Consider the following 20654-nt stretch of genomic DNA (forward strand, 5'->3'; position numbering starts at 1 on the left):
TCGCCCCACGCGTCCCGGCCGAGGACGGCGTACGGGTGGTCGCCCTGGACGACGACTGGCCCACGGTGGAAGCGACCGAACCCGCCGACCTGCCGGCGGTGGACACCTCCGCGCCGGCGTTCGTGATCTACACGTCGGGGTCGACCGGGAAGCCGAAGGGCGTGGTGTTGACCCATGCCATGCTGACGAACTTCCTCAGCTGGATGCGCGAGGAGTGCGAGGTCGGCCCCGACAGCCGGATGCTGCACTGCTGCGCGCCGGTGTTCGACGTGGCCCTGGGCGAGATCTACACCGCCCTGACCTCCGGCGCACGCGTCGTGGTCTGCTCCCGCGACGACCTGCTCGACGCCCGCCGGTTGACAGAGCTGATCGCCAAGGAGCAGACCAGCCACGCGTTCTGCCCGCCCACCAATCTCGCCGCGGTCGACCCCGCCGACTGCCCGAGCATGTCCTGCGTGACCCTCGCCGGGGAACCCATCCCGCCCCACATGGCCCAGCGCTGGCTGGCCGCCGGCACCCGACTCGTCAACGCCTACGGGCCGGCCGAGGCCGCCGTCGCCTGCACCTGGTACGACGCCAGGGCCGGGTGGAGCGGCGCGTACGTGCCGATCGGCCGGCCCATGCCCAACCGACAGATCCGCGTCGTCGACGCGAACCTGAACCTCGTGCCCATGGGCGTCCCCGGCGAAATCCTCATCACCGGCTTCGGCGTCGCCGACGGCTACCTCAACCGCCCCGAACTCACCACCCAACGCTTCGTCACCGACCCCCACGGCGGCGGCCCCGCCTACCGCACCGGCGACCTCGGCCGATGGAACACCACCGGGGCCCTGGAAATCCTCGGCCGCATGGACCACCAGGTCAAAGTCAACGGCATCCGCATCGAACTCGGCGAGATCGAGGCCGTCCTCGAACAGCACCCCGACGTCGGCACGGCGGTGGTCGTCCGCCGGGAAGACCAGGGTGTCGCCCGGTTGGCGGGCTATGTGACCGGCCGGGACGGCCGAACCCCGGTCGTGAACGAACTACGCGCACACGCCGCGACCGCCCTGCCCCCGTACATGGTCCCGGCCGTGATCATGGTCCTCGACAGGTTCCCCGTCGGCGGCACCGGCAAGATCGACCGACGCGCCCTACCCGAACCCGGCTCGCAGCGCCCCGACCTCGGCGTGGACTACGTCGCACCCGCGACCGACGAGGAACGGCTGGTCACGGGCGTGTTCGCCGCCGTGCTGGGCATCGAGGGCATCGGCACCCGCGACAGCTTCTTCGACCTCGGCGGCACCTCCCTCCAGTCCGCTGCCCTCGCCACCGCCATCGACGAAGCCGCCGACGTGGTCGTACCCGTCTCCCAGATCCACCGCACCCCCACGCCACACGAACTGGCCCGCTGGCTCACCACCGCACCCCGCCGCACCCATGCAAGGCTGGAACCGCCCGTCGCCGGACGCCCCGACCCGTCCGGGCCCGTGCCGCTGACCGTCTCGGTCGCCAAGTTCGTCTGGCTCCCCTTCGACCTGGTCTGCCCCACCACCTGGTGGATCGAGGGTGAGCTGGACCTGCGGGCGCTGATGGCCGCGCTCGGCGACGTGCACCGCCGACACGAGGCACTGCACGCCCGCTACCGACGCGTCGACCCGCCCGTCGCCGTCATCCCGCCCAACCCCGGCATGCCCCAGCTACGACTGCTCACCGACGCCACCAACGAACAGGACGCCCTGGACCAACTCGCCGAAGCCGTGCAACAACCCCTCGACTACACCCAGGGCCGCAACTGGCGCGCCGCCCTCATCCGCGAACGCTCCACCAACCGCATCCTGTTCGGCGTCGGCATCCACCACATCGCCTTCGACGGCTGGTCACACGCACTGCTGGTACGCGACCTCAGCCACTCCTACACCGCCCGGCTCGCTGGGAAGGCCCCGGTGTGGGAGCGGCCCGCGCCCACCCTGCGCCAGTTCCACGACGAATACACCCGCCTACGCGACGCCACCGACCTGGAGACGCAGCGGGTCTACTGGCGCGGGCAACTGCGCGGACTCTCCCGCCAGGGCGAGGGCCGACCCCAGGAACTCCTGGAGCAGACCCCGACCTGGGGCCCGAAGACCGGGCACATCGTCACCGTCACTTCCGCCGTGCTGGAACGCTGGGACCGCGCCGCCCGCGAACGCCGGTTCAGCCGCTCCGCCTACTTCGCCGCCGCCTACGCCTCCGCACTGCGCGCCATCCACCAGCAGGACGACATCGGCATGGTGATGATCGTCGCCCAACGGGGCAGCCGCATCCTCGACTCCACCTTCACGAGCAGGATCAACACCAACTGCCTCCGGGTCCGGTTCGACGGGCCGCGGAAGGACCTGGCGCGGGCCGTCCAGCAGACCCTGGACGAGCTGATGGCCGCCCAGGACATCCCCTTCCTGGAGAGCGCCGCCGACCCGGCCCTCGGCCTGCCCCGCGAGGTGGCCAACAGCCTGCCCGCCTTCGCCTACCAGGACAACGTGGTGCTTCCGCTGGAACTGCCCGGCTGCCGCACCGAGGAGGTCGTCGAACCGTACGCCCGGGAGTGGTCGGGCGCCTGCCTCGTCGAGGTGCTTCCCGGCCGAGAGGACGTCCTCCTGCGCGTCACCGTCCGCACCGACCTGGTCCCGCCTCCTGTCGCCGAGGTGCTGGCCGCGTCGATGCTGCGCTTCCTCGAAGCCGGACCCCAGGTCGACGACGACCCGACACACTGAGCGGGCAGTCACGACCTTCGCACATCTCACCTGTGAGGGAAGCCAGCATTGTCGCCCGGATGGCCGATCGCCACCGACGTGACCGAAGGAGCCTGCCGGCATCTGATCGAAGTCCGGATGGACATCACCGGCAGTGGCGGAGTGCCGCCAAGGCGCAGAACCGCCAGCCGTGATCCGTATTCCGCGAGACGATGCGCTGCCACGATCCGTGCAGACCACGCATTCGCGGAAGGAAATCCCATGTCTGTCCACCACCGATGGGCCCGGTTCGGCCGGGCCGTGGGTGTCGTCGCCCTGACGGTGAGCGTTGCCGCCGCCGCGGCGCCGGCCGCCGCGGCGGCGCCGCAGCGGCCGATCGTCGGCTCGGCGTCCGGCACGACGACCCCGGCCGGTACACCGGTCACACTGATCACCGGCGACCTCGCCGTGTACTCCGTCGACGCCGCAGGCCGCCCGTCGGCGTCACTCGTCCCGGGCCCGAACGCCGACCCGGACGGCTACATCACCCGCGTCTTCCGCGGTGACGTCTACGTCGTCCCGGCCCGCGCGGTCCCGATGATCTCCGAGGGCACCCTCGACGAGCAACTGTTCAACGTCAGCGCGTTGGTACGCCAGGGCTACGACGACCGGTCGGCCGCGGCCCTGCCGTTGCTCGCCACCTACGGGGGCGCGGTGACGCGTACCCGCCAAGCGCCGCAGGCCCCGCAGGGCGCGACCGTCGAGGCGACCCTGCCGGTCGCGGACGCCGTCGCCCTGTCTGCGGACAAGGAGCAGGCCGCGGAGTTCTGGCGCGACCTGACCGACGGTGACGGGCCGGGGATCGCGAAGCTGTGGCTGGACGAGCGGGTCAGCGTGGCGATGGCCGAGAGTGCCGCGCAGATCCACGCCCCGCAGGCGTGGGCGGCGGGCTTCGACGGGACGGGCACCACGGTGGCCGTCCTCGATTCCGGCTACGACGGCAAGCACCCGGACCTCGCCGGGCAGGTGGCCGACGCGAAGAACTTCACCACCGACTCCGGTGGCGCCGACGTGGACCTGAACGGGCACGGCACACACGTCGCGTCGACGGTAGCGGGCACCGGCGCTGCCTCCGGCGGTGTCGAGAAGGGCGTCGCGCCCGGCGCGAAGCTGCTCATCGGCAAGGTGCTCAACAGTTACGGACAGGGCCAGGAGTCCTGGATCATCAACGGCATGCAGTGGGCCGTCGACCAGAAGGCCGACGTGATCAGCATGAGCCTCGGCGGCAGCGTCGGTACCGACTGCACCGATCCGATCGGCGTCGCCGCGCAGGCGCTCGCGCAGCAGAGCGCCTCGCTGTTCGTGGTCGCCGCCGGCAACGCGGGCCCCACGCTCCAGACGATCAGCGCGCCCGCGTGCGCGAAGGACGTTCTCACCGTGGGCGCGGTGGACCCCGCGGGTCAGACCGCACGGTTCACCAGCCGTGGCCCGGTCACCGGCACCCACACCGTCAAGCCCGAGATCGCAGCGCCGGGTGTGGAGATCCTCGCGGCCGAGTCCGGCACCGGCCGGTACACCCGGATGTCGGGCACGTCGATGGCGACCCCGCACGTCGCCGCGGTTGCCGCGTTGCTGAAGCAGAAGCACCCCGGCTGGACGGCGCAGCAGCGCAAGGCGGCGCTGATCTCGGCGGCGACGCCGAGCACCACGGGCCGGGTGCACGAGGTGGGCGCCGGTGTCGTCGACGCCCTGCGCCCGCTTACCGCGACGGTCGTCGGCCCCGGTGTCGTCGACGCGGGATCGTACGCCTGGCCGCACCTGCACCAGCCGAAGACCACGACGACGGTCACACTCACCAACACCGGCGACAAGGCGGTCGCGTTCGACCTCACGATCGCCGGAGCGACCGCCGAGAACGGAGCGCCGCTGCCGAAGCGGACGTTCGCGGCCGGGATCGGCACGGTCACCGTCCCGGCGCACGGCACGGCCGAGGTGCCCGTCGTCCTCGACCCGGCCGTCAAGTTGAGGGCCGCCGAGTACGGCGCGATCGGGGCCCGGCTCGTCGCCACCGCAGCCGACGGCAGCACCGTCGTCACGGCGATCGCGGCGTACCTGGAGCCGCATGCGGTCACCGTGAAGCTGGAGCTGATCGACCGCCGCGGCGAGGCGCCGGCCACGCCGTCGTTCGTGGACGTCGTGGACGCGGACCGGCTGACCGCCCTGCGGTTCGCGTCGTTCACGACCGAGCCGACGCTGCGGCTGCGCGAGGGCCGCTACTCGATCAACGCCGTGATCGCCAGCCGTGACGCGGGCACCACCGGGGCGAACGGCCTGGTCCACTCGGTGACGTTCATGGGCGACCCGGAGTTGGTGGTCAACAACGACGACGTCGACCGGACCATCACCTACGACGCCCGGACGGCGATCCGGCAGAAGGTCACCGCCGAGCGGCCGATCGAGGCGCAAAATGTCGCGCTGGAGTACGGCCGCTGGTGGGACACCGCGTACATCAGCGGCGGCTACACCGGCGGGAAGTCCGTCGACGAGGTCTACGTCGGCCGGACCACGCCGGTCACCGACGGCGGCTTCCAGCTGGGCAGCTACCACCGGCTGTACGCGCCCGAGCTGGTCCTGCGCACTAGCGGCGGGATCGCTCTCAACCCCGTCTACATCGGGCCGAGCCGGCTCCAGGCCGGCGTGCCGACCCGGTTCGACGGATCCGGCACCGCCGAGCTGGTCGACGCCGGAGCAGGCAGTGAGGCGGAGCTGGCCACGGCGACCGGGAAGATCGCGCTGGTGCACTCGACCGATGTCGCGAAGGTCCTCACCGCAGCCGCGGCCGCAGACGTCAAGGCCGTCATCTTCGGACGGGACGAGCCGGGCCGATGGTCTGCGATCGCCGCGTCGACGATCCCGGGTCTGACGGTCACCGCGATGGAGGAGTCCGCCCTGTGGGCTGCGCTGGCCGCCGGACCGGTGACGCTGGCCTGGGACGCCGTCGTCACGAGCCCCTACGTCTACAACGTGGCGTTCGCGGACGAGCGGATGACCCGGCCGGACGTGCCGCTGCAGGTCAGAGAGAAGAATTTGGCCCGGGTCGACGAGCGGATCCATTCCACCCGCACCAACCGGGTCATCATCGACGGAATCCAGTTCTTCCCGGCTAACTACCCCAGCACCGTGTCGCTCGTCTCCGACACTTTCGCCGTTCCGGTCGAACGGGCCTCGTTCGTGACCGCCGGTGTGCAGACCCAGCGCCTCATGGCCGGGGCGAGCATCCGGGACGAGACGATGCTCGCCGCGCCGCGGACCGCCGAGGCGGGGTCCGTCCGGTCGGAGGACTGGTACCGCGGCCCGATGCGCTCGACCGGCACCCGGCGGGCGGACCTGTCGCCGGAGCGCATCGCCGAGAGGCAGGAGGGCCAGATCGGCGCCGCGATGCTGGTGTGGGGTGACTCCGAACCCGACCATTACGGCATCGGCGGCTTCGGCGACGTCGGCAACGCGGAACTGTTCGCCGACGGCGTCAGCCTCGGACGCAGCGCCTGGCCGCAGGGGATCTGGGACGTGCCGGACGCCGACGCGGCCTACCGGCTGCGGGTGACGACCATGCGGTTCAACCCCGGGCCCAGCCACCCGAACTGGAGCCTCTTCTACGGCACCGAGACGGAGTTCCGGTTCCGGTCGCAGCGGCCGTCCGACAACGGCCTCTACGCCCTGCCGATCCTGGTCCCGTCCTACGACATCGCCGTCGACACGCGGAACCTGACCCCGGCGACCGCCGGGTTCGAGATCGGCTTCGGCGGCGCCGGTCAGCGCGACTACGACGCCGGGCAGATCACGGCGGCGCAGGCGTGGGTCTCCTTCGACGACGGGACGACGTGGCAGGAGGTGACCGTCACCCGAAAGGGGGCCGGATTCGTCACCACTGTGGACCAGTCGGCGGCCGCCGGAAAGAACGTCTCCCTGCGCGTCGACCTCACCGACGAGCACGGCAACGGCGTACGCCAGACGATCACCCGGGCGTACGGCGTGCGGTGATGTGGTTGGCGGGGCTCCGGGATGCGGCTCGTCCCGGGGCCCCGCCCGGCCATCCGACCGGCGGCCGGGACTGTTCAAGATCCATCCTCATGGCCCATACTCTCCGCGTCGCCGCGGGCGGAGGGAGGCAGCCATCGATGCTGGCCGCGTTAGGCCTAAGCCCCGAGGACGAGGCGGTCTACGGCCTGCTGGTCCGGCGCGCGCAGGCCGGCCCGGACGAGCTGGCGGCCGCCCTGCGGATGCCCACCGCGGCGGTCGAGGCGGCGCTGTCCCACCTGCTCGCCTGCGGCCTGGTGAAATCCGGATCGGACGGCGCGTTCTCGGTGGCGCCGCCCGCGGTCGCGCTCGGCGCGCTCGTCAGCGAGCAGCGCAACGCACTTCGCAGCGCCGAACTGGCGCTTGTCATGCTCGCCGAGGAGTACCGCGGGGCGGTCGCGGGACGCACCATCGACGAACTGATCGAGGTGGTCACCGGCGTCGGCGCGGTCCCGCCACCGGTTCGCCCGGGTGCAGCACGCCGCCCGTACCGAGGTGCGCGGCTTCGTCACACTGCCCTTCATCGCCGTGCCGCCGGGCAGTGACGCGGTCGAGTCGGCGGCGGTGGACCAGGGGGTACGCGTCCGGGTCGTGGTGGACCGCCCGGCGCTCGCCGAACCCGGGGTGGTCGCCGAGACCCTGGAGTCCCTGCGCAGCGGCGTCCAGGTGCGGGTGGTCGAGTCGTTGCCGATCAAGCTCATCCTGGCCGACGCGGAACTGGCCCTGGTGCCGTCGACCACCACGCCGGGCCGGTGAGCCCGGCGCGGTGCTGCTGCACCGCACCGGGCTGCTGGCCGCGATGGACGCGCTCTTCGAGGTCGTGTGGCGGCACGCCCTCCCACTGGAGCAGACCCCCTCGGGAGGCGTGACCGAAGCCGCCAGAGCCGGCACCGACGGTCCGACCGACCTGGACCGCAGGATCCTGACGCTGCTGCTGGCCGGGCTCACCGACCAGGTCGTCGCCGCCCAGCTCGACCTGTCCCTGCGCACCCTGCAACGGCGCCTGCGCCACCTGATGGACCTGGCGGGGGTGGAGACCCGGATGCAGCTCGGCTGGTACGCCCGCCAGGTGCCCTACGGCCGACGGCTGGCGCAGAGTCCGAAGGAGTGGGTCAGGGGACGAGGGCCGACGGGCAGTGTGCGAGCAGATCCCTCGGCGCATGCGCGACCAGGTCCGGCCCGGCGGCCAACAACCCACTCGCATCCCCGCCGTGCCACGTCGTGGCCACCGTCGTCGCCCCGGCCTCCCGCCCGCTCAGCAGGTCGATCACCGCATCTCCGACCATCATGGCCTGGTGCGCCGGCACGTCCATCAGCCCCAGCGCCTGGAGCACGATGTCTGGCGCCGGCTTCGGCCGGGCCACCTCGTCGGAGCCGATCACGTGGTCGAACAGACCGAGCACCCCGAGCGTGTCGAGCAGCGAGCGCGCCCGCGGGCCGCTCTTGCCGGTGGCGATGGCCATCTTGATGCCCCGGCCGTGCAGCGTTTCCAGCGTCTCCCGTACTCCAGGGAACAGCGGCACCAGGTGGGCCATCCGGTAGCTCTCCCGGACGAACGGCTCCTCCATCTCCAGCGGCAGCCCCATGAGCCGCATGATGTCCGGGAAGTACCGGCCCATGTGCTGGTTGTACTCCTCGAACGGGGCCGGCCCGTCGCCCACCACCTCGGCGTACGCGATACTGAACGCCTCCCGCATCACGGCCGAACTGTCGACCACGACGCCGTCGAGGTCGAACACGACGGCCCGGATCGGCCCCCGTACCGGAGCGGGGCGGGTTACGCCGGACGACGGAGCGTCGACCGTGGACGGTGATTGGCTCATGGCTGCTCCCCGGGGCGAATGAGGTCGCCGGTGGTTCTCACCGGCCGCTGTCGCCCGCGAGGGCGTACTGCCGATCCGGCATGGTGGGCCGGGCGCAGTGGTAGATGCGTTCGATGATGTCGATGGTCCGGCGGGCCTCGGCCACGGCCGCACCCCGGCTGGCGGGGTCGGCGAGCAGGCCGGGCAGGGCGTCGAGCTGACGGTCGTACTCGGCGCCGATCGGCTCGGCGGACAGCGGCAGCCGGACGGCCTCGCCGTCGCGGGTGCGGGTCAGCACCGGCTCCGGGTCCCGGTTCGGGCTGAATCCGAACGTGCAGCGCAGCGTCGCCGAACCGGCCGCGCCGTGCACCGTGATGGTGGTGCGGTCCAGCGCCTCGTGCGAGGCCCAGCACGCGTGCAGGGTGACGGACGCGCCGGTGTCGGTGAGCAGGAAGCCGCGGGCGGTGTCCTCGACGTCGCCGGGGGCGTGGCCGGCGGTGTCGGCCTCGCTGCGCCAGGCGGCGTGGGCCGCGCTGTCGTTGACGAAGTCGTCGGAGACGCTGCCGACGGCGTGGGTGACCCGGGTCGGGCCGAGCATCGGCAGCACCGTGTCGAGCAGGTGCCAGCCGAGGTCCACCAGCGCGCCGCCGCCGGAGAGGTCGCGCCGGGTGAACCAGCCGCCGGCGTCGGGCACGCCCCGCGCGCGGACCCAGGCCACGTCGACGTGCCGGATCGGGCCCAGTTCGCCGGCCGCCTCGGCCAGCGCCCGGACGTCGGCCCGGTAGCGGGCGGCGCTGCCGGCGAGCAGCACCGCGCCGCCTGCGCGCTCCGCATCCGCGAGCAGGGTCGCCTCGGCGGAGGTCAGGCAGACCGGCTTCTCCAGGAACACCGGTACGCCCCGGCGCAGCAGCCGGGCGGCGACGGCGGCGTGCAGGTGGTTCGGCACGGCGACGACCACCAGGTCGACCGCGCCGGCCGGCAGTTCGTCGATGTCGGCGTACGCGGCGGGGACGTGGTGGCTGTCGCGGGCCCGGTCGCGGACGCCGGGCTCCGGGTCGACCACGGCGGTCACCGTGAAGCCCGGGTGCGCGGCGAGCCGGGGCAGCCAGATCTCGCGCCCGGCCCACCCGAGGCCGGCCACCGCGACTCGCACCGGGCGGTCGGTCGCGGCGGCCGGGGGCAGGCCGGTCATCCGGCGAGGACGTCGGCGAGCACGGCCGCGATCTCGTGCATCTGCTGCTCGGTGCCGAGCAGGGTGCGGTGGTGCAGCCAGATGCAGTCGGCGTGGATCTGCTCGACGTTGGGGCAGCGGGCCGCGATCGCCTCGACCGACTCGTCGGGGGCGCCGGCCTTCCAGAAGCCCTCGCACCGGTAGATGGCCCGGAACGCCACGAACGCGGGGACGCCCCGCGCGATCAGCGCGTCCACCACGGCGCGGCGGCGCTCCATGGTGATCCCGGGGACCCGGAACATGGCCATGTAGTGCGGGTTACGGTCGGTGCGCGGGTCGGTGGCCTGCGGGACGACGCCGGGAACCTCGGCGAGCAGGCTGGCCAGCAGTGGCCAGCGCTGCTCGCGTACCGCGATCTGCTCGTCCAGCCGGCCCAGCTGGGCACGCAGCACGGCGGCGGTGAACTCGCCCATCCGGTAGTTCGAGCCGGTGGTGCTGTGCAGGTAGTCCCGGTCGGTGCGGGGCCGGCCGCAGCTGTGCACGAGGAACGCCCGCTCGCGCAGTTCCTCGTCGGGGAAGAGGATCGCGCCGCCCTCGCCGGCGGTCATCAGCTTGCCGTTCTGGAAGCTGAATGCGGCCACCGAGCCGAGTTCTCCGGCCCGCTTGCCCTGCCACTGCGCGCCCTGGGCGTGCGCGGCGTCCTGGAGCAGCGCCACCCCGGCGTCGGCGGCGAGCTTGCTCAGCGCGTCCATGTCGGCGAACTGGCCGGCCATGTGCACCGGCATGATGACCTTGGTGCGCGGCGTGATGGCGGCCTCGACCGCGGCCGGGTCCATGTTGTAGGTGTCCAGGTTGACGTCGACCGGCACGGCGACGGCGCCCAGGCGCTGCGCGGCCAGCGACGACGAGATGAACGTGAAGGCGGGGACGATCACCTCGGTGCCGGGGCCGACGCCGAGCACCTCCAGGGCAACCTCGAGGGCGTGGGTGCCGTTGGTGACGGCGAGCGCGTGCGGCGTGCCGTGGTAGGTGCCGAACTCCTGCTCGAAGGAGTCGACCTCGCTGCCGCCCATCCGCCACCACTGGCCCTGCTCGAGGGCGCGGATCAGTCCGGCGCGCTCCTCGTCACCGAACTGCGGCCACTCGGGGAACTCCGACACCGTCGAGGGCTGACCACTCATGACTTCCCACTTCCCAACTCGGGCAGACCAGGGGCTTTGCCGGACATCGGGCGGGACGACCCGGGACCGCCGGTACGCGGTCCGGGCGCACCGGGGCGCCGGATGGCCGGTTCGAGGTAGGTGACGCCCCCGTGGAGCCGGCGGCATCGCTTCAGCACGGAGGACGGTAACCGAACCGGACGTCGGGTCACCGCCCCTAACAGCCCCTACGTACCCCTTACTCCACCCGCGCGCGAGCCGTCGCCGGGTCGCCCCCCGCCGGCCGCGCAGTAAGACTGCGGAGGACCACTCATCGGGTCCTGCCGGGACAGGACCCGCGCCCCCGCGAGGTGAAGCGTGTCGGACGTGCTGCTGCTGAACGGCCCGAACCTGGGCATCCTCGGCAGGCGGGAGCCGGAGATCTACGGCACCGACACCCTCGACGACATCGAACGGGCCGTCGGCGAGGAGGTCGCCGCGCGCGGCTGGCGGGTGGTGGCCGAGCAGCACGACTGCGAGGGCGCCCTGATCCGCGCGATCCAGAACCGCTACGACACCGTCGGCGCCATCGTCAACCCGGGCGCGCTGATGATCGCCGGCTGGAGCCTGCGCGACGCGCTGGCCAACTATCCGCGGCCCTTCATCGAGGTGCACCTGTCCAACGTCTGGGCCCGGGAGAGCTTCCGGCACGACTCGGTCATCGCCCCGCTGGCCAGCGGCGTCATCGTCGGGCTCGGGTCGCTGGGCTACCGGCTGGCCGCCCGCGCCCTCGTCGCGACCGTCCGGTGAGGACCCGGCGCGCCCTCCGCCGTCTGCCGGGCCGATCCGGCGCCGGTACGGTCGTCCGCATCCTCCCACCTCACCCGAAGGACCTCAGGTGCACATTCCCGTCATCGTCCTGACCGCCATCCTCGCCGCAGTCTTCCTGGGCACCGCCGTGCCGAAGCTGACCGGGAAGGCACAGATGCGCCAGCGAATGGACCACCTGGGCGTCTCCCCCGGCCTGACCCGCGTGCTCGGGGTACTGGAGATCGCCGCGATCGCCGGTCTGCTGCTCGGGCTGCTCTGGGCGCCGCTGGGCATCGCGGCGGCCGTCGGCATCGCCCTGCAGATGGTCGGCGCAGTGGTCTACCACGCCCGCGCGAAGGACCCGGCCGCCGAGACCCTGACGCCGGTGGTCTTCGCCGTCGCCGCGGTGGCACTGGTGGTCCTCCACGTGCTCAAGGGCTGAGCCGCCGTGCCCGACCCGCAGCGTCCCACCGTCGGGCCCGACCCGCAGCGCCCCGGGCCCGACGGGCAAAGCGCTGTTGGAGTACTCGGCGTCGACGTCGGCGGCACCAAGGTGGCGCTGCGCGCCGAGGCGGCCGGCCGGCCGGCGTACGACCGGACCTTCCGCTGGCCGCACGGCGCCGACGCGGCCGCCGACCTGGCCGCGTTGGCCGCCGAGGTGACCCGGCTGCGCGACGCGTGGGGGCCGGTCGGCGCGGTCGGGGTGGCGATGCCGGCGACCACGGACGCGGCGGGCACCGTCACGACATGGCCCGGCCGGCCGAGCTGGGCCGGCCTGGACCTCACCGACGCCCTGAATCGGCTCTTCCCCGGCGCGGCGACGGCCGTCGCCGACGACGGTGACCTCGCGGCGCTGGCGGAGGCCCGGCACGCCGGCCACGACGACGTGGTCTACCTGGGCGTCGGCACCGGCATCGGTGGCGGCGTGGTGCTGGCGGGACGGCCCGTGCCGGGCCGGTCCTCGGCGGAGATCGGGCACATGGTCGTCGCCCTCGACGGTCCGCGCTGCGACTGCGGCCGGCGCGGCTGCCTCCAGTCGGTCGCGTCCGGTCCGGCCACCCTGCGCCGGGCTGCCGACGCTCGGGGAGTTGAGGTGAGCTTCGACGATCTGCGCGACGGGCTGCGTGCGGGCCGCGACTGGGCGGTCGACGCGGTCGACGCGAGCTGCCGCGCCCTGGCGGCGGCGGTGGTCAGCCTCGGCGAACTGCTGGACCCGGCGGCGGCGATCGTCGGCGGCGGGTTCGCCGCCGGGCTGCCCGGCTTCGTCCCGCTCGTCGCCGATCATGCCCGGTCGGCGGGCCGCCCCGGCCGTCCGGCGCCGCCGTTGCTCCCCGCCGCCCTCGGCGGCCTGTCGTCCCTGCACGGCGCGGTGGAGCTGGCCCGGGGCCTGAACGCCGCGCCGGCCCCCACCAGCCCCGTCCCCACCCCGTAGAGGAGATCAACCATGGTCAGGATCGGTGTCGTCGTCGGCAGTACGCGGCCCGGACGCAAGGCCGACGTCGTGGCGCGCTGGGTGCGGGACCTCGCCGCCAGGCGGGCCGACCTCACCGTCGAGCTGGTCGACATCGCCGACTACCGCCTGCCGCACTTCGACGAGGTGCTGCCGCCGTCGATGGCGCCGTCGACGCGTCCGGCCGTACGCCGGTGGGCGGCGACGGTGGCCGGGTTCGACGGGTTCGTCTTCGTCACCCCGGAGTACAACCACTCGATCCCGGGCGCGCTGAAGGACGCCGTCGACTTCCTCTTCCAGGAGTGGCAGCACAAGTCCGCCGGTCTCGTCAGCTACGGCGTGCACGGCGGCACCCGCGCGGCCGAGCACCTGCGGCTGGTGCTCGGGCAGCTCGGGGTGGCCGACGTCCGGTCGCAGGTCGCGCTCTCCCTGACGACCGACTTCGTGAACTTCCGTGACTTCCGGCCGGCGGCCCACCACGAGGAGGCCGTCAGCACCATGCTGGACCAGGTCGTCGCCTGGGCCGGCGCGCTGCGGACGCTCCGCCGACCCTGACGCCGACGCCACCGGCCTGACGCCGACGCCACCGGCGTGGCGGCGTCGGCGCGGTCGGCCGGAGGACGCCGGCTCAGCCGGCCCGCTCGGCCCGGCGCAGCAGCGCGGCGGCGACGCAGCCGCCGGCGAAGACGGCCACCGCGCCCACCGTCTGGCCGGTCTCCAGCGCGGAGCGGAACGCGCCGGCGACGAGCCCCCGTTCCGCCTCGGTCCCGGCGGCCGCCAGAGCGGCGGGGAACGACCCGGCGCCGGCCAGCGCGGCGGGCAGCAGGGCGGCGAACCGGGCGTTCAGGATCGCGCCGAGCACGGCGACGCCGAGGCTGCTGCCGACCTCCGTCATGGTGCCGTCCACCCCCGCCCCGGCCCCGGCCTTCTCCGGCGGGATCGCGCTCATCACCGCCTCGACGATGGCCGGGTTCGCCACGGCGCAGCCGGCGCCCATCACGAGCAGCCCCGGCAGCAGCACCCCGTAGCCGTCCGTCGGGGCGTGGGTGATGAGGGCGAGTCCGGCGGCGAGCAGCGTCATCCCGAGCGCGATCGACCGGGGCAGCCCGAGCCGGCGGATCACCCGGGCGGCGACGCCGGCCACGTTGAGCAGGACGATGGAGAGCGCGAACGGCACCATCCGCAGCCCCGCCTCCCAGGCCGGGTAGCCGCGCACGAACTGGAGGTGCTGGGTCAGCAGGAACAGCGCGCCGGTGGCGCCGAAGGTGATCAGGACGACCCCGGAGACCGCGCCCACGAAGCGCCGGCTGCGGAAGAAGTGCATGTCCAGCATCGGGTCGGCGACCCGCCGCTCCCAGGCCGCGAAGGCGGCGAGGAGGACGACCCCGGCACCGGCCGCGCCCAGCACCGGGGCGGCCGTCCAGCCCCGCTCCGGCCCCGCGATGATCGCGTAGACCACCGCGGTCAGGCCCGCCGTGGAGAGCAGCACCCCGCCCAGGTCGAGGCGCCCGCCGGTCGGGCGGCGCGACTCCGGCACCAGCACCCACGCCGCCACCAGGCAGACCAGCACGATCGGGACGTTGACCAGGAAGATCGCCCCCCAGGGCAGGTGGGCGAGGACGAGCCCGCCGAACGGCGGCCCGGCTGCGAACCCCAGCGCGCTCGCCGCGGCCCAGAGCCCGATCGCGCGGGACCGCTCGGCGTCGTCGAAGACCTGCATCGCCACCGCGAGGGTGGCGGTGACCAGGAGCGCCCCGCCGATCCCCATCCCGGCGCGGGCGGCGATCAGCTGGCCGCCGGACTGCGCGAGCCCGGCCGCCAGCGACCCGAGCCCGAACAGCACGAGACCGGCCAGCAGCATCCGACGGCGGCCGTACCGGTCGGCGGCGCTGCCCGCGGTGAGCAGCAGGCCGCACTGGACCAGGGCGTACGCGTTGATCATCCACTGGACGTCGGCGGTGCTGGCGGACAGCTCGGTCGTGAGCACCGGGATGGCCACGGTCAGCACCGTGTTGTCGAGCACCACGGTGACCTGGGCGAGGCAGAGCACGCCGAGGATCAGCCACCGGCCCCGCACCCGGCCGCCCGCGCCGCCGACGGCTGTCCCGCTGGCGGGCGCGACAGTCGTGGCGGTCATCGGGTCGGCGCGAAGCGGGCGATGGGGTTGGCCAGGGTGCCGACCAGTTGCAGCGCGGCCGACGGGTCGGCGAGGTCGACCATCTGCCGGTTGTTGCGCAGCTGGAGCCGGTTGAGGCAGGACAGCGCGAACTCCGGGGCGAACAGGTCGTAACGCCGCAGCCGCTCGGCCAGGTGCGGGACGCTGTCGGCGTAGTCGGCCGCGCACCGGGCGACGGTGTGCCAGAAGGTGTCCTCGTCCAGCACGCCCTCGGTGACCAGGATCGCGTTGAGGTAGCGCAGGAAGCAGTCGAAGACGTCGGTGAAGATCGACAGCAGCTTCATGTCCTCGGGCACGTCGGCGCGCACCCGCCCCACCTGCGGGGGCAGGTCGGCGTCCGGGTCCATCACCACGATCTCCTCGGCGATGTCCTTGAAGATGGCCCGCTCGACCGTCCCGCCGTCGAGGACGAGGATGACGTTCTCGCCGTGCGGCATGAAGGCCAGGTCGTGGGCGTAGAAGCTGTGCAGCAGCGGGGTGAGGTAGGCGTCGAGGTAGCGGCGTAGCCACACCTGCGGCGCCAGCCCGGACTGCGCGATCAGCGCGGCGGCGAACGACCGGCCGTCGCGGTCGGTGTGCAGCAGGGACGCCATGGTGGCCAGTCGCCGGCCCGGCTCCAGGCCGGGCACCGGGCTCTCCCGCCACAGCGCGGCCAGCATCTTCCGGTACGGGGAGTACCGGTCGGTCGCCGCCTCGTACTCCAGGTGCCGGTACCCGATGGCGGCCCGCTCGCGGATGATGGTCAACCTGGTGCGCTTGAGGATCTCGTCGCCGTCGATCAGGTCGGCGAGCCAGTCGTTGATCGCCGGGGTGGCCTCCATGTACGCGGCGGACAGCCCCCGCAGGAAGCCCATGTTCAGCACGGACAGCGCCGTCTTGACGTAGTACCGGGTCGGGTCGGTGACGTTGAAGAAGGTGCGGATGGACTGCTGGGCGAGGTACTCGTCCGGGCCGGGCCCGAGGCACACCAGCCGGCGCTGCGCCACCTCGGCGGCGAACGTGACGGAGATCCGGTTCCACCACTGCCACGGGTGCACCGGGATGAGCAGGTAGTCGGCCGGGTCGAGGCCGAGCCCGGTCAGGGTGCCCGCGAAGGCGGCGAGGGTGTCGTCGCCGAGTTCGGCGCGGAGCAGGGTGTCGTAGTCGAGGTCGGCGGCGCAGGTGAAGGTTGTCCGGTCCCGGTGCGCGGCCAGCCAGAACAGCCGGACCGGGCGGGCGGCCTCCGGCGCGTACGCGTGGTATTCGTCGATGCCGAAGCCGATGCGGCCGTTGTTCGCCACGAAGCCCGGGTGGCCCTCGGTCATCTCGGTCTCGATGGTCTGGAAGTCGGCGCGGGCGAGGTCGGCGGCGCTGACCGCCGGCTTGTCGAGCTTGTACGCGGTGCTGGCGAGGGTGGAGCTGATCTCCTCCAGGTAGACGGGGAGAATCTCGTCGCGCAGGCCCAGCGCGCCGCGCAGGTCGAGGCAGAAGTCGAGGGCGTCCAGCGGCAGCTCGGTGTCGCCGCGGTGGCGGGTGATGCTGTCGGCGTCGATCCGCCAGTGGTCCAGGGCCAGCAGGCTCGCGGTGAACCGGTAGACCACGTCGCCGCCGTCGCCGCGCACCTCGTACCGGCGCTCCCCCGCCGCCGGGCCGTCCGCGTCGGCGGGGACCGGCTGGGGTGCGAGCAGCCGTTCGTGGGCGAACTCGGCCAGGGCCTTGCGGACCAGCAGCCGGTTGGCGCGGGCCCAGCTCGCCGGCGTCAGGTGGGCCACGGATGCGGAGGGATTCACGCGGGCAGGTCTCCTCGGGTTGCGGCGGGGTGGATGTCTGTCGCGCCGGTCGCGGCCTCGAACTGGGCGCGGGTGCAGACGCTGAGCAGCGCGTCCTTCTCCGGCTTGGCGATCGGGCCGACGACGGTGAAGCCGACGGCCGCGTTGAGCGCGTGCACCGCCGTGTTGTGCACGTCGGGCTCCACGACGACCCGCCGGGTGGCCGGGTCGGCGAACAGCCACGCCAGCACGGTGGTGATCACCGCGCGGGTGAAGCCGTGCACGGGCGCGTCGGTGGGTGCGCAGAGGAAGTGCATGCCGACGTCGCCGTCGACCGCGTCGTACAGGCCGACGAGTTCGACGCGGGCGGGGTCGTACCGCTCGGCGAGGAAGGCGGGCCGCCCCTCGTGCAGGCCGAGGAACGCGTCGTGGTGCGGGTGGGCGGCGATCCGCCGGTACTCCTGCGCGACCCGGGCCACGTCGGCGTCCTGCATCAGCCAGAACGCCGCCTTCGGGTGGGTCACCCAGCGGTGCAGCAGCGCGGCGTCGGCGTCCGGGTCGAGGGTACGCAGCGCGAACTCGCCGAGCCGGCCGTCGACGCGGCGGTGGACGATCTCGGTCACGACGTGGCTCCGGCCGGTACGCCGAACTCCTGGAAGGCGATGCTCTTCTCGACCGGGTAGTGCTCGCGGCCGAGCAGCTCCCGGATGATCCACGAGTTGCGGTACGGGCCCATGCCCAGGTCGGGTGAGGTGATGCTGTGCGTGTGGGTGCCGGCGTTCTGCAGGAAGATGCCCCGGCCGGTGTGGTCGATGCTGTAGTTGCGGGCCACGTCGAAGCGGCCGTGGTCGTCCCAGCGGATGCGGTCGCGCACCGGCTCGAGGAACTCCGGGACCCGGTAGTGGTAGCCGGTGGCGAGCACGAGACCCTCGGTGTCCAGGGTGAAGTCGCGGTCCTGCTCGACGTTGCGCAGCCCCAGCGCGTACGTCCCGCTCGGCTCGTCGTACGCGGCGGTGGTCAGCGCGGTGTTGGTCAGCAACCGGGTGCGGACCGGGCCGCCGATGCTCTTGGCGTAGAGCAGGTCGTAGATGTCGTTGATGAGGTCGGCGTTGATGCCCTTGAACAGCCCCTTCTGCGCGGACTCCAGCCGGTAGCGGGTCGCCTCCGGCAGGGCGTGGAAGTAGTCCACGTAGTCCGGCGAGGTCATCTCCAGGGTCAACTTGGTGTATTCGAGCGGGAAGAACCGGGGCGACCGGGTGACCCAGTTCAGCTGGTAGCCGCAGGCGTCGATGTCGCCGAGCAGGTCGTGGTAGATCTCGGCCGCGCTCTGCCCACTGCCGACGACGGTGATGCTGCGCATGGCGCGCAGCGCCGCCCGGTGCTCCAGGTACTGCGAGTTGTGGATCGCGTCGCCGCCGAGCCCCCGGCAGGCGTCGGGCACGTGCGGCGGGGTGCCGGTGCCGAGCACGAGGTGCCGGGCCCGGTACGTGGCCTGCTCCCCCGTGGCGGTCACCGTGGCCCGCACGACGTAGCGCTCGTCGCCAGGGTCGAACTCGACGGACGTGACCCGCTGTCCGAAGCGGACGCCGCCGAGCTTGCCGGCGGCCCAGCGGCAGTAGTCGTCGTACTCGCTGCGCAGCGGGAAGAAGCTCTCCCGGATGTAGAACGGGTAGAGCCGCCCCGACTCCTTCAGATAGGCCAGGAAGGAGTAGGGGGAGGTCGGGTCGGCGAGTGTGACCAGGTCGGCGATGAACGGCGTCTGGAGGCGGGTCGACTCCAGCAGCATCCCGGGATGCCAGCTGAAGGTGTCCCGCGCCTCCAGGAAGAGGCCGTCGAGGTCCTCGATCGGTTCGGTCAGGCAGGCCAGGCCCAGGTTGTACGGGCCCAGCCCGACGGCGATGAAGTCGTGCGTCGACATGCGGTTATCTCCAGAGCGGGGACGGGTCGTCAGCCGACGGGGCAGGTCAGCTCGGCGGTCGCCCTGGTGCGCGCGTACCAGCCGGCGTGGTCGGCGACGAGGTCGAGGACGTGGGCGATGTCGTCCAGCGTGGTCTCGGGGTTGAGCAGGGTGAACTTGAGGTGGTGCGCGCCGTCGACCCTGGTCCCGGCGACCAGCCCGGCGCCGGAGGCCGCCAGCGCCTCGCGGGCGTACAGGTTGGCGTCGTCGACGAGGTCGCGGCCGGGGCCGCTCGGCAGGTAGCGGAAGACCACGGTGCTGAGCTGCGACCGCGTGACCACCTCGAAGCGGGGATCCTCGGTGAGCAGTCGCCAGGCGTCGGCGGCCCGGTCCACCACCTCGTCGAAGAGCGCGCCGATGGCGTCCGGCCCCATGATCCGCAGGGTCAGCCAGAGCTTCAGCGCGTCGAAGCGGCGGGTGGTCTGGATGCTCTTGTCGACCTGGTTGGGGATGCGCTGCTCGACCATCCGGGCGGGATTGAGGTAGTCGGCGTGCCAGGTGGCGTGCCGCAGCACCCGCCGGTCGCGCACCAGCAGGGCGCTGGAGCTGACCGGCTGGAAGAACGACTTGTGGTAGTCGACGGTGACCGAGTCGGCCCGTTCGATGCCGTCGAGCAGGTGCCGCCGGGTCGGCGACACCAGCAGCCCGCAGCCGTACGCGGCGTCGACGTGCAGCCATACGCCGGCCGCCGCGCAGACGTCGGCGATCTGCGGCAGCGGGTCGATGGTGCCGAAGTCGGTGGTGCCGGCGGTGGCCACCACCGCCATCACCACCAGCCCCTCGCCGCGGCAGCGGTCGATCTGGCGGGCCAGCTCGTCCGTGCGCATCCGCCGGTCGGTGTCGGTGGGCACGGTGACCACCGCGTCCGCGCCGAGGCCGAGCAGCCTGGCCGCCTTCTGCACGCTGAAGTGGCCGGCCGCCGAGGTGATGATGCGCAGTCGGGACAGCAGCTCCGGCCGGGACTGCTGCCCGGTCGCCCGGCCGGTCACCCGGGCGCAGGTCTCCTCGCGGGCGAGCAGCATCGCCTGGAGGTTGGACTGCGTCCCGCCGCTGGTGAAGACGCCGTCGGCGGCCGGCCCCAGGCCGATCCGCTCGGCCGTCCAGTCGACCAGCCGGCGCTCGATCAGGGTGCCCCCGGCGCTCTGGTCCCAGGTGTCCAGGGAGGAGTTGACGGCGCTGAGCACGGCCTCGGCGAGCAGCGCGGGGATCACCACCGGGCAGTTGAGATGTGCCAGGTAGCGGGGGTGGTGGAAGAAGACGGCGTCGCGCAGGTAGACGTCCTGGAGCTCGTCGAGCGCGGCGCCGGTGTCGCCGAGCGGCCGGTCCAGGTCGATGCCGGCGATCCGGGGCGCCAGCTCGTCCGGTGTCACGCCCGTGAACGGCCGGTCCGCGCCGGCCACCCGGGTCGCCACCCGGTCGATGCCGGCGGCCAGCACGCGCCGGTAGTCCTCGACCGAACCGGCGGTGAACAGGTGGGCGCGGGCGCCGTTCGTCCCGGGGGTCACCCCGGTCGACGGTGCCTGGACGGTGGATCCGGGCAGGCTCATGCGGGTCCTCAGCGGTCGGGAGTGGACACGGTGGCAGGGGACGTGGACGTCGCCTGCCGCCCGCGATCCGATGATCGAGCGAAGTTA

Annotated in this window: 16 protein-coding genes; 8 read left to right on the top strand and 8 right to left on the bottom strand. The window is 72.9% G+C overall.

The features are described from left to right. From ABT006_RS25135 to ABT006_RS25150, 4 genes are all read left to right on the top strand, one after another. Positions 1-2732, top strand: a 2732-nt coding sequence (locus ABT006_RS25135) for a non-ribosomal peptide synthetase (RefSeq protein ID WP_350710193.1), incomplete at its 5' end; no start/stop codon positions are given. A 240-nt stretch (positions 2733-2972) separates the two neighbouring features. After that, the gene (locus ABT006_RS25140; RefSeq protein ID WP_350710195.1) at positions 2973-6731 is read left to right on the top strand and encodes a S8 family peptidase; all 3759 of its coding nucleotides are present in this window, start codon (positions 2973-2975) and stop codon (positions 6729-6731) included. An 89-nt stretch (positions 6732-6820) separates the two neighbouring features. Further along, a complete protein-coding gene (locus ABT006_RS25145; protein WP_350710197.1) occupies positions 6821-7312 on the top strand; it encodes a helix-turn-helix domain-containing protein in 492 nt (163 codons plus the stop codon). Beyond that, positions 7296-7523 carry a hypothetical protein gene (locus ABT006_RS25150; protein WP_350710198.1) on the top strand — a complete coding sequence of 76 codons (228 nt, stop codon included), beginning with the start codon at positions 7296-7298 and terminating at the stop codon, positions 7521-7523. Before ABT006_RS25145 ends, ABT006_RS25150 begins: the two co-directional genes overlap by 17 nt. Before the next feature lie 356 nt (positions 7524-7879). On the opposite strand, the gene ABT006_RS25155 is transcribed toward ABT006_RS25150, so the two are convergent. The 3 genes from ABT006_RS25155 to ABT006_RS25165 are packed head-to-tail and all read right to left on the bottom strand — an operon-like array spanning position 7880 to position 10921. Beyond that, positions 7880-8590 carry an HAD-IA family hydrolase gene (locus ABT006_RS25155; RefSeq protein ID WP_350710200.1) on the bottom strand — a complete coding sequence of 237 codons (711 nt, stop codon included), beginning with the start codon at positions 8588-8590 and terminating at the stop codon, positions 7880-7882. 37 nt (positions 8591-8627) lie between these two features. Continuing rightward, the gene (locus ABT006_RS25160) at positions 8628-9761 is read right to left on the bottom strand and encodes a Gfo/Idh/MocA family protein (protein WP_350710202.1); all 1134 of its coding nucleotides are present in this window, start codon (positions 9759-9761) and stop codon (positions 8628-8630) included. Next, entirely contained in the window at positions 9758-10921 is a 1164-nt protein-coding gene (locus ABT006_RS25165) for a DegT/DnrJ/EryC1/StrS family aminotransferase (RefSeq protein ID WP_350710203.1), read from the bottom strand. The genes ABT006_RS25160 and ABT006_RS25165 overlap by 4 nt, the downstream gene beginning before the upstream one ends. A 336-nt stretch (positions 10922-11257) precedes the next feature. Between ABT006_RS25165 and ABT006_RS25170 the strand changes: the two genes are divergently transcribed. From ABT006_RS25170 to ABT006_RS25185, 4 genes are all read left to right on the top strand, one after another. Further along, on the top strand, positions 11258-11689 hold the full coding sequence (locus tag ABT006_RS25170; protein WP_350710205.1) for a type II 3-dehydroquinate dehydratase: 432 nt from the start codon (positions 11258-11260) through the stop codon (positions 11687-11689). A gap of 88 nt (positions 11690-11777) precedes the next feature. Next, complete coding sequence (locus ABT006_RS25175; RefSeq protein ID WP_350710207.1) at positions 11778-12131, top strand: DoxX family protein; 354 nt, start codon at positions 11778-11780, stop codon at positions 12129-12131. A 6-nt stretch (positions 12132-12137) separates the two neighbouring features. Next, entirely contained in the window at positions 12138-13121 is a 984-nt protein-coding gene (locus ABT006_RS25180) for an ROK family protein (protein WP_350710208.1), read from the top strand. A 12-nt stretch (positions 13122-13133) separates the two neighbouring features. Then, positions 13134-13694 (top strand): NADPH-dependent FMN reductase, encoded by a 561-nt coding sequence (locus ABT006_RS25185; protein ID WP_350710209.1) that lies wholly within the window; start codon positions 13134-13136, stop codon positions 13692-13694. Positions 13695-13767: 73 nt separating this feature from the next. On the opposite strand, the gene ABT006_RS25190 is transcribed toward ABT006_RS25185, so the two are convergent. Genes ABT006_RS25190 through ABT006_RS25210 form a run of 5 tightly spaced genes read right to left on the bottom strand, consistent with a single transcriptional unit; the run spans position 13768 to position 20567 of the window. After that, on the bottom strand, positions 13768-15276 hold the full coding sequence (locus ABT006_RS25190; RefSeq protein WP_350710211.1) for an MFS transporter: 1509 nt from the start codon (positions 15274-15276) through the stop codon (positions 13768-13770). Continuing rightward, positions 15273-17084, bottom strand: a complete 1812-nt coding sequence (locus tag ABT006_RS25195) for an IucA/IucC family protein (RefSeq protein WP_350710212.1) — start codon at positions 17082-17084, stop codon at positions 15273-15275. The genes ABT006_RS25190 and ABT006_RS25195 overlap by 4 nt, the downstream gene beginning before the upstream one ends. Next, positions 17081-17677: a GNAT family N-acetyltransferase gene (locus ABT006_RS25200; RefSeq protein WP_350710384.1), complete on the bottom strand. Its 597-nt coding sequence runs from the start codon at positions 17675-17677 to the stop codon at positions 17081-17083. The genes ABT006_RS25195 and ABT006_RS25200 overlap by 4 nt, the downstream gene beginning before the upstream one ends. 5 nt (positions 17678-17682) lie before the next feature. Further along, positions 17683-18981, bottom strand: a complete 1299-nt coding sequence (locus ABT006_RS25205; protein WP_350710214.1) for a lysine N(6)-hydroxylase/L-ornithine N(5)-oxygenase family protein — start codon at positions 18979-18981, stop codon at positions 17683-17685. A 29-nt stretch (positions 18982-19010) separates the two neighbouring features. Beyond that, positions 19011-20567 carry a pyridoxal phosphate-dependent decarboxylase family protein gene (locus ABT006_RS25210; protein WP_350710216.1) on the bottom strand — a complete coding sequence of 519 codons (1557 nt, stop codon included), beginning with the start codon at positions 20565-20567 and terminating at the stop codon, positions 19011-19013. Positions 20568-20654 lie beyond the last annotated feature (87 nt).

Origin of the sequence: Micromonospora sp. NPDC002717 (genome assembly GCF_040295705.1) — a bacterium.
Lineage (GTDB): Bacteria > Actinomycetota > Actinomycetes > Mycobacteriales > Micromonosporaceae > Micromonospora.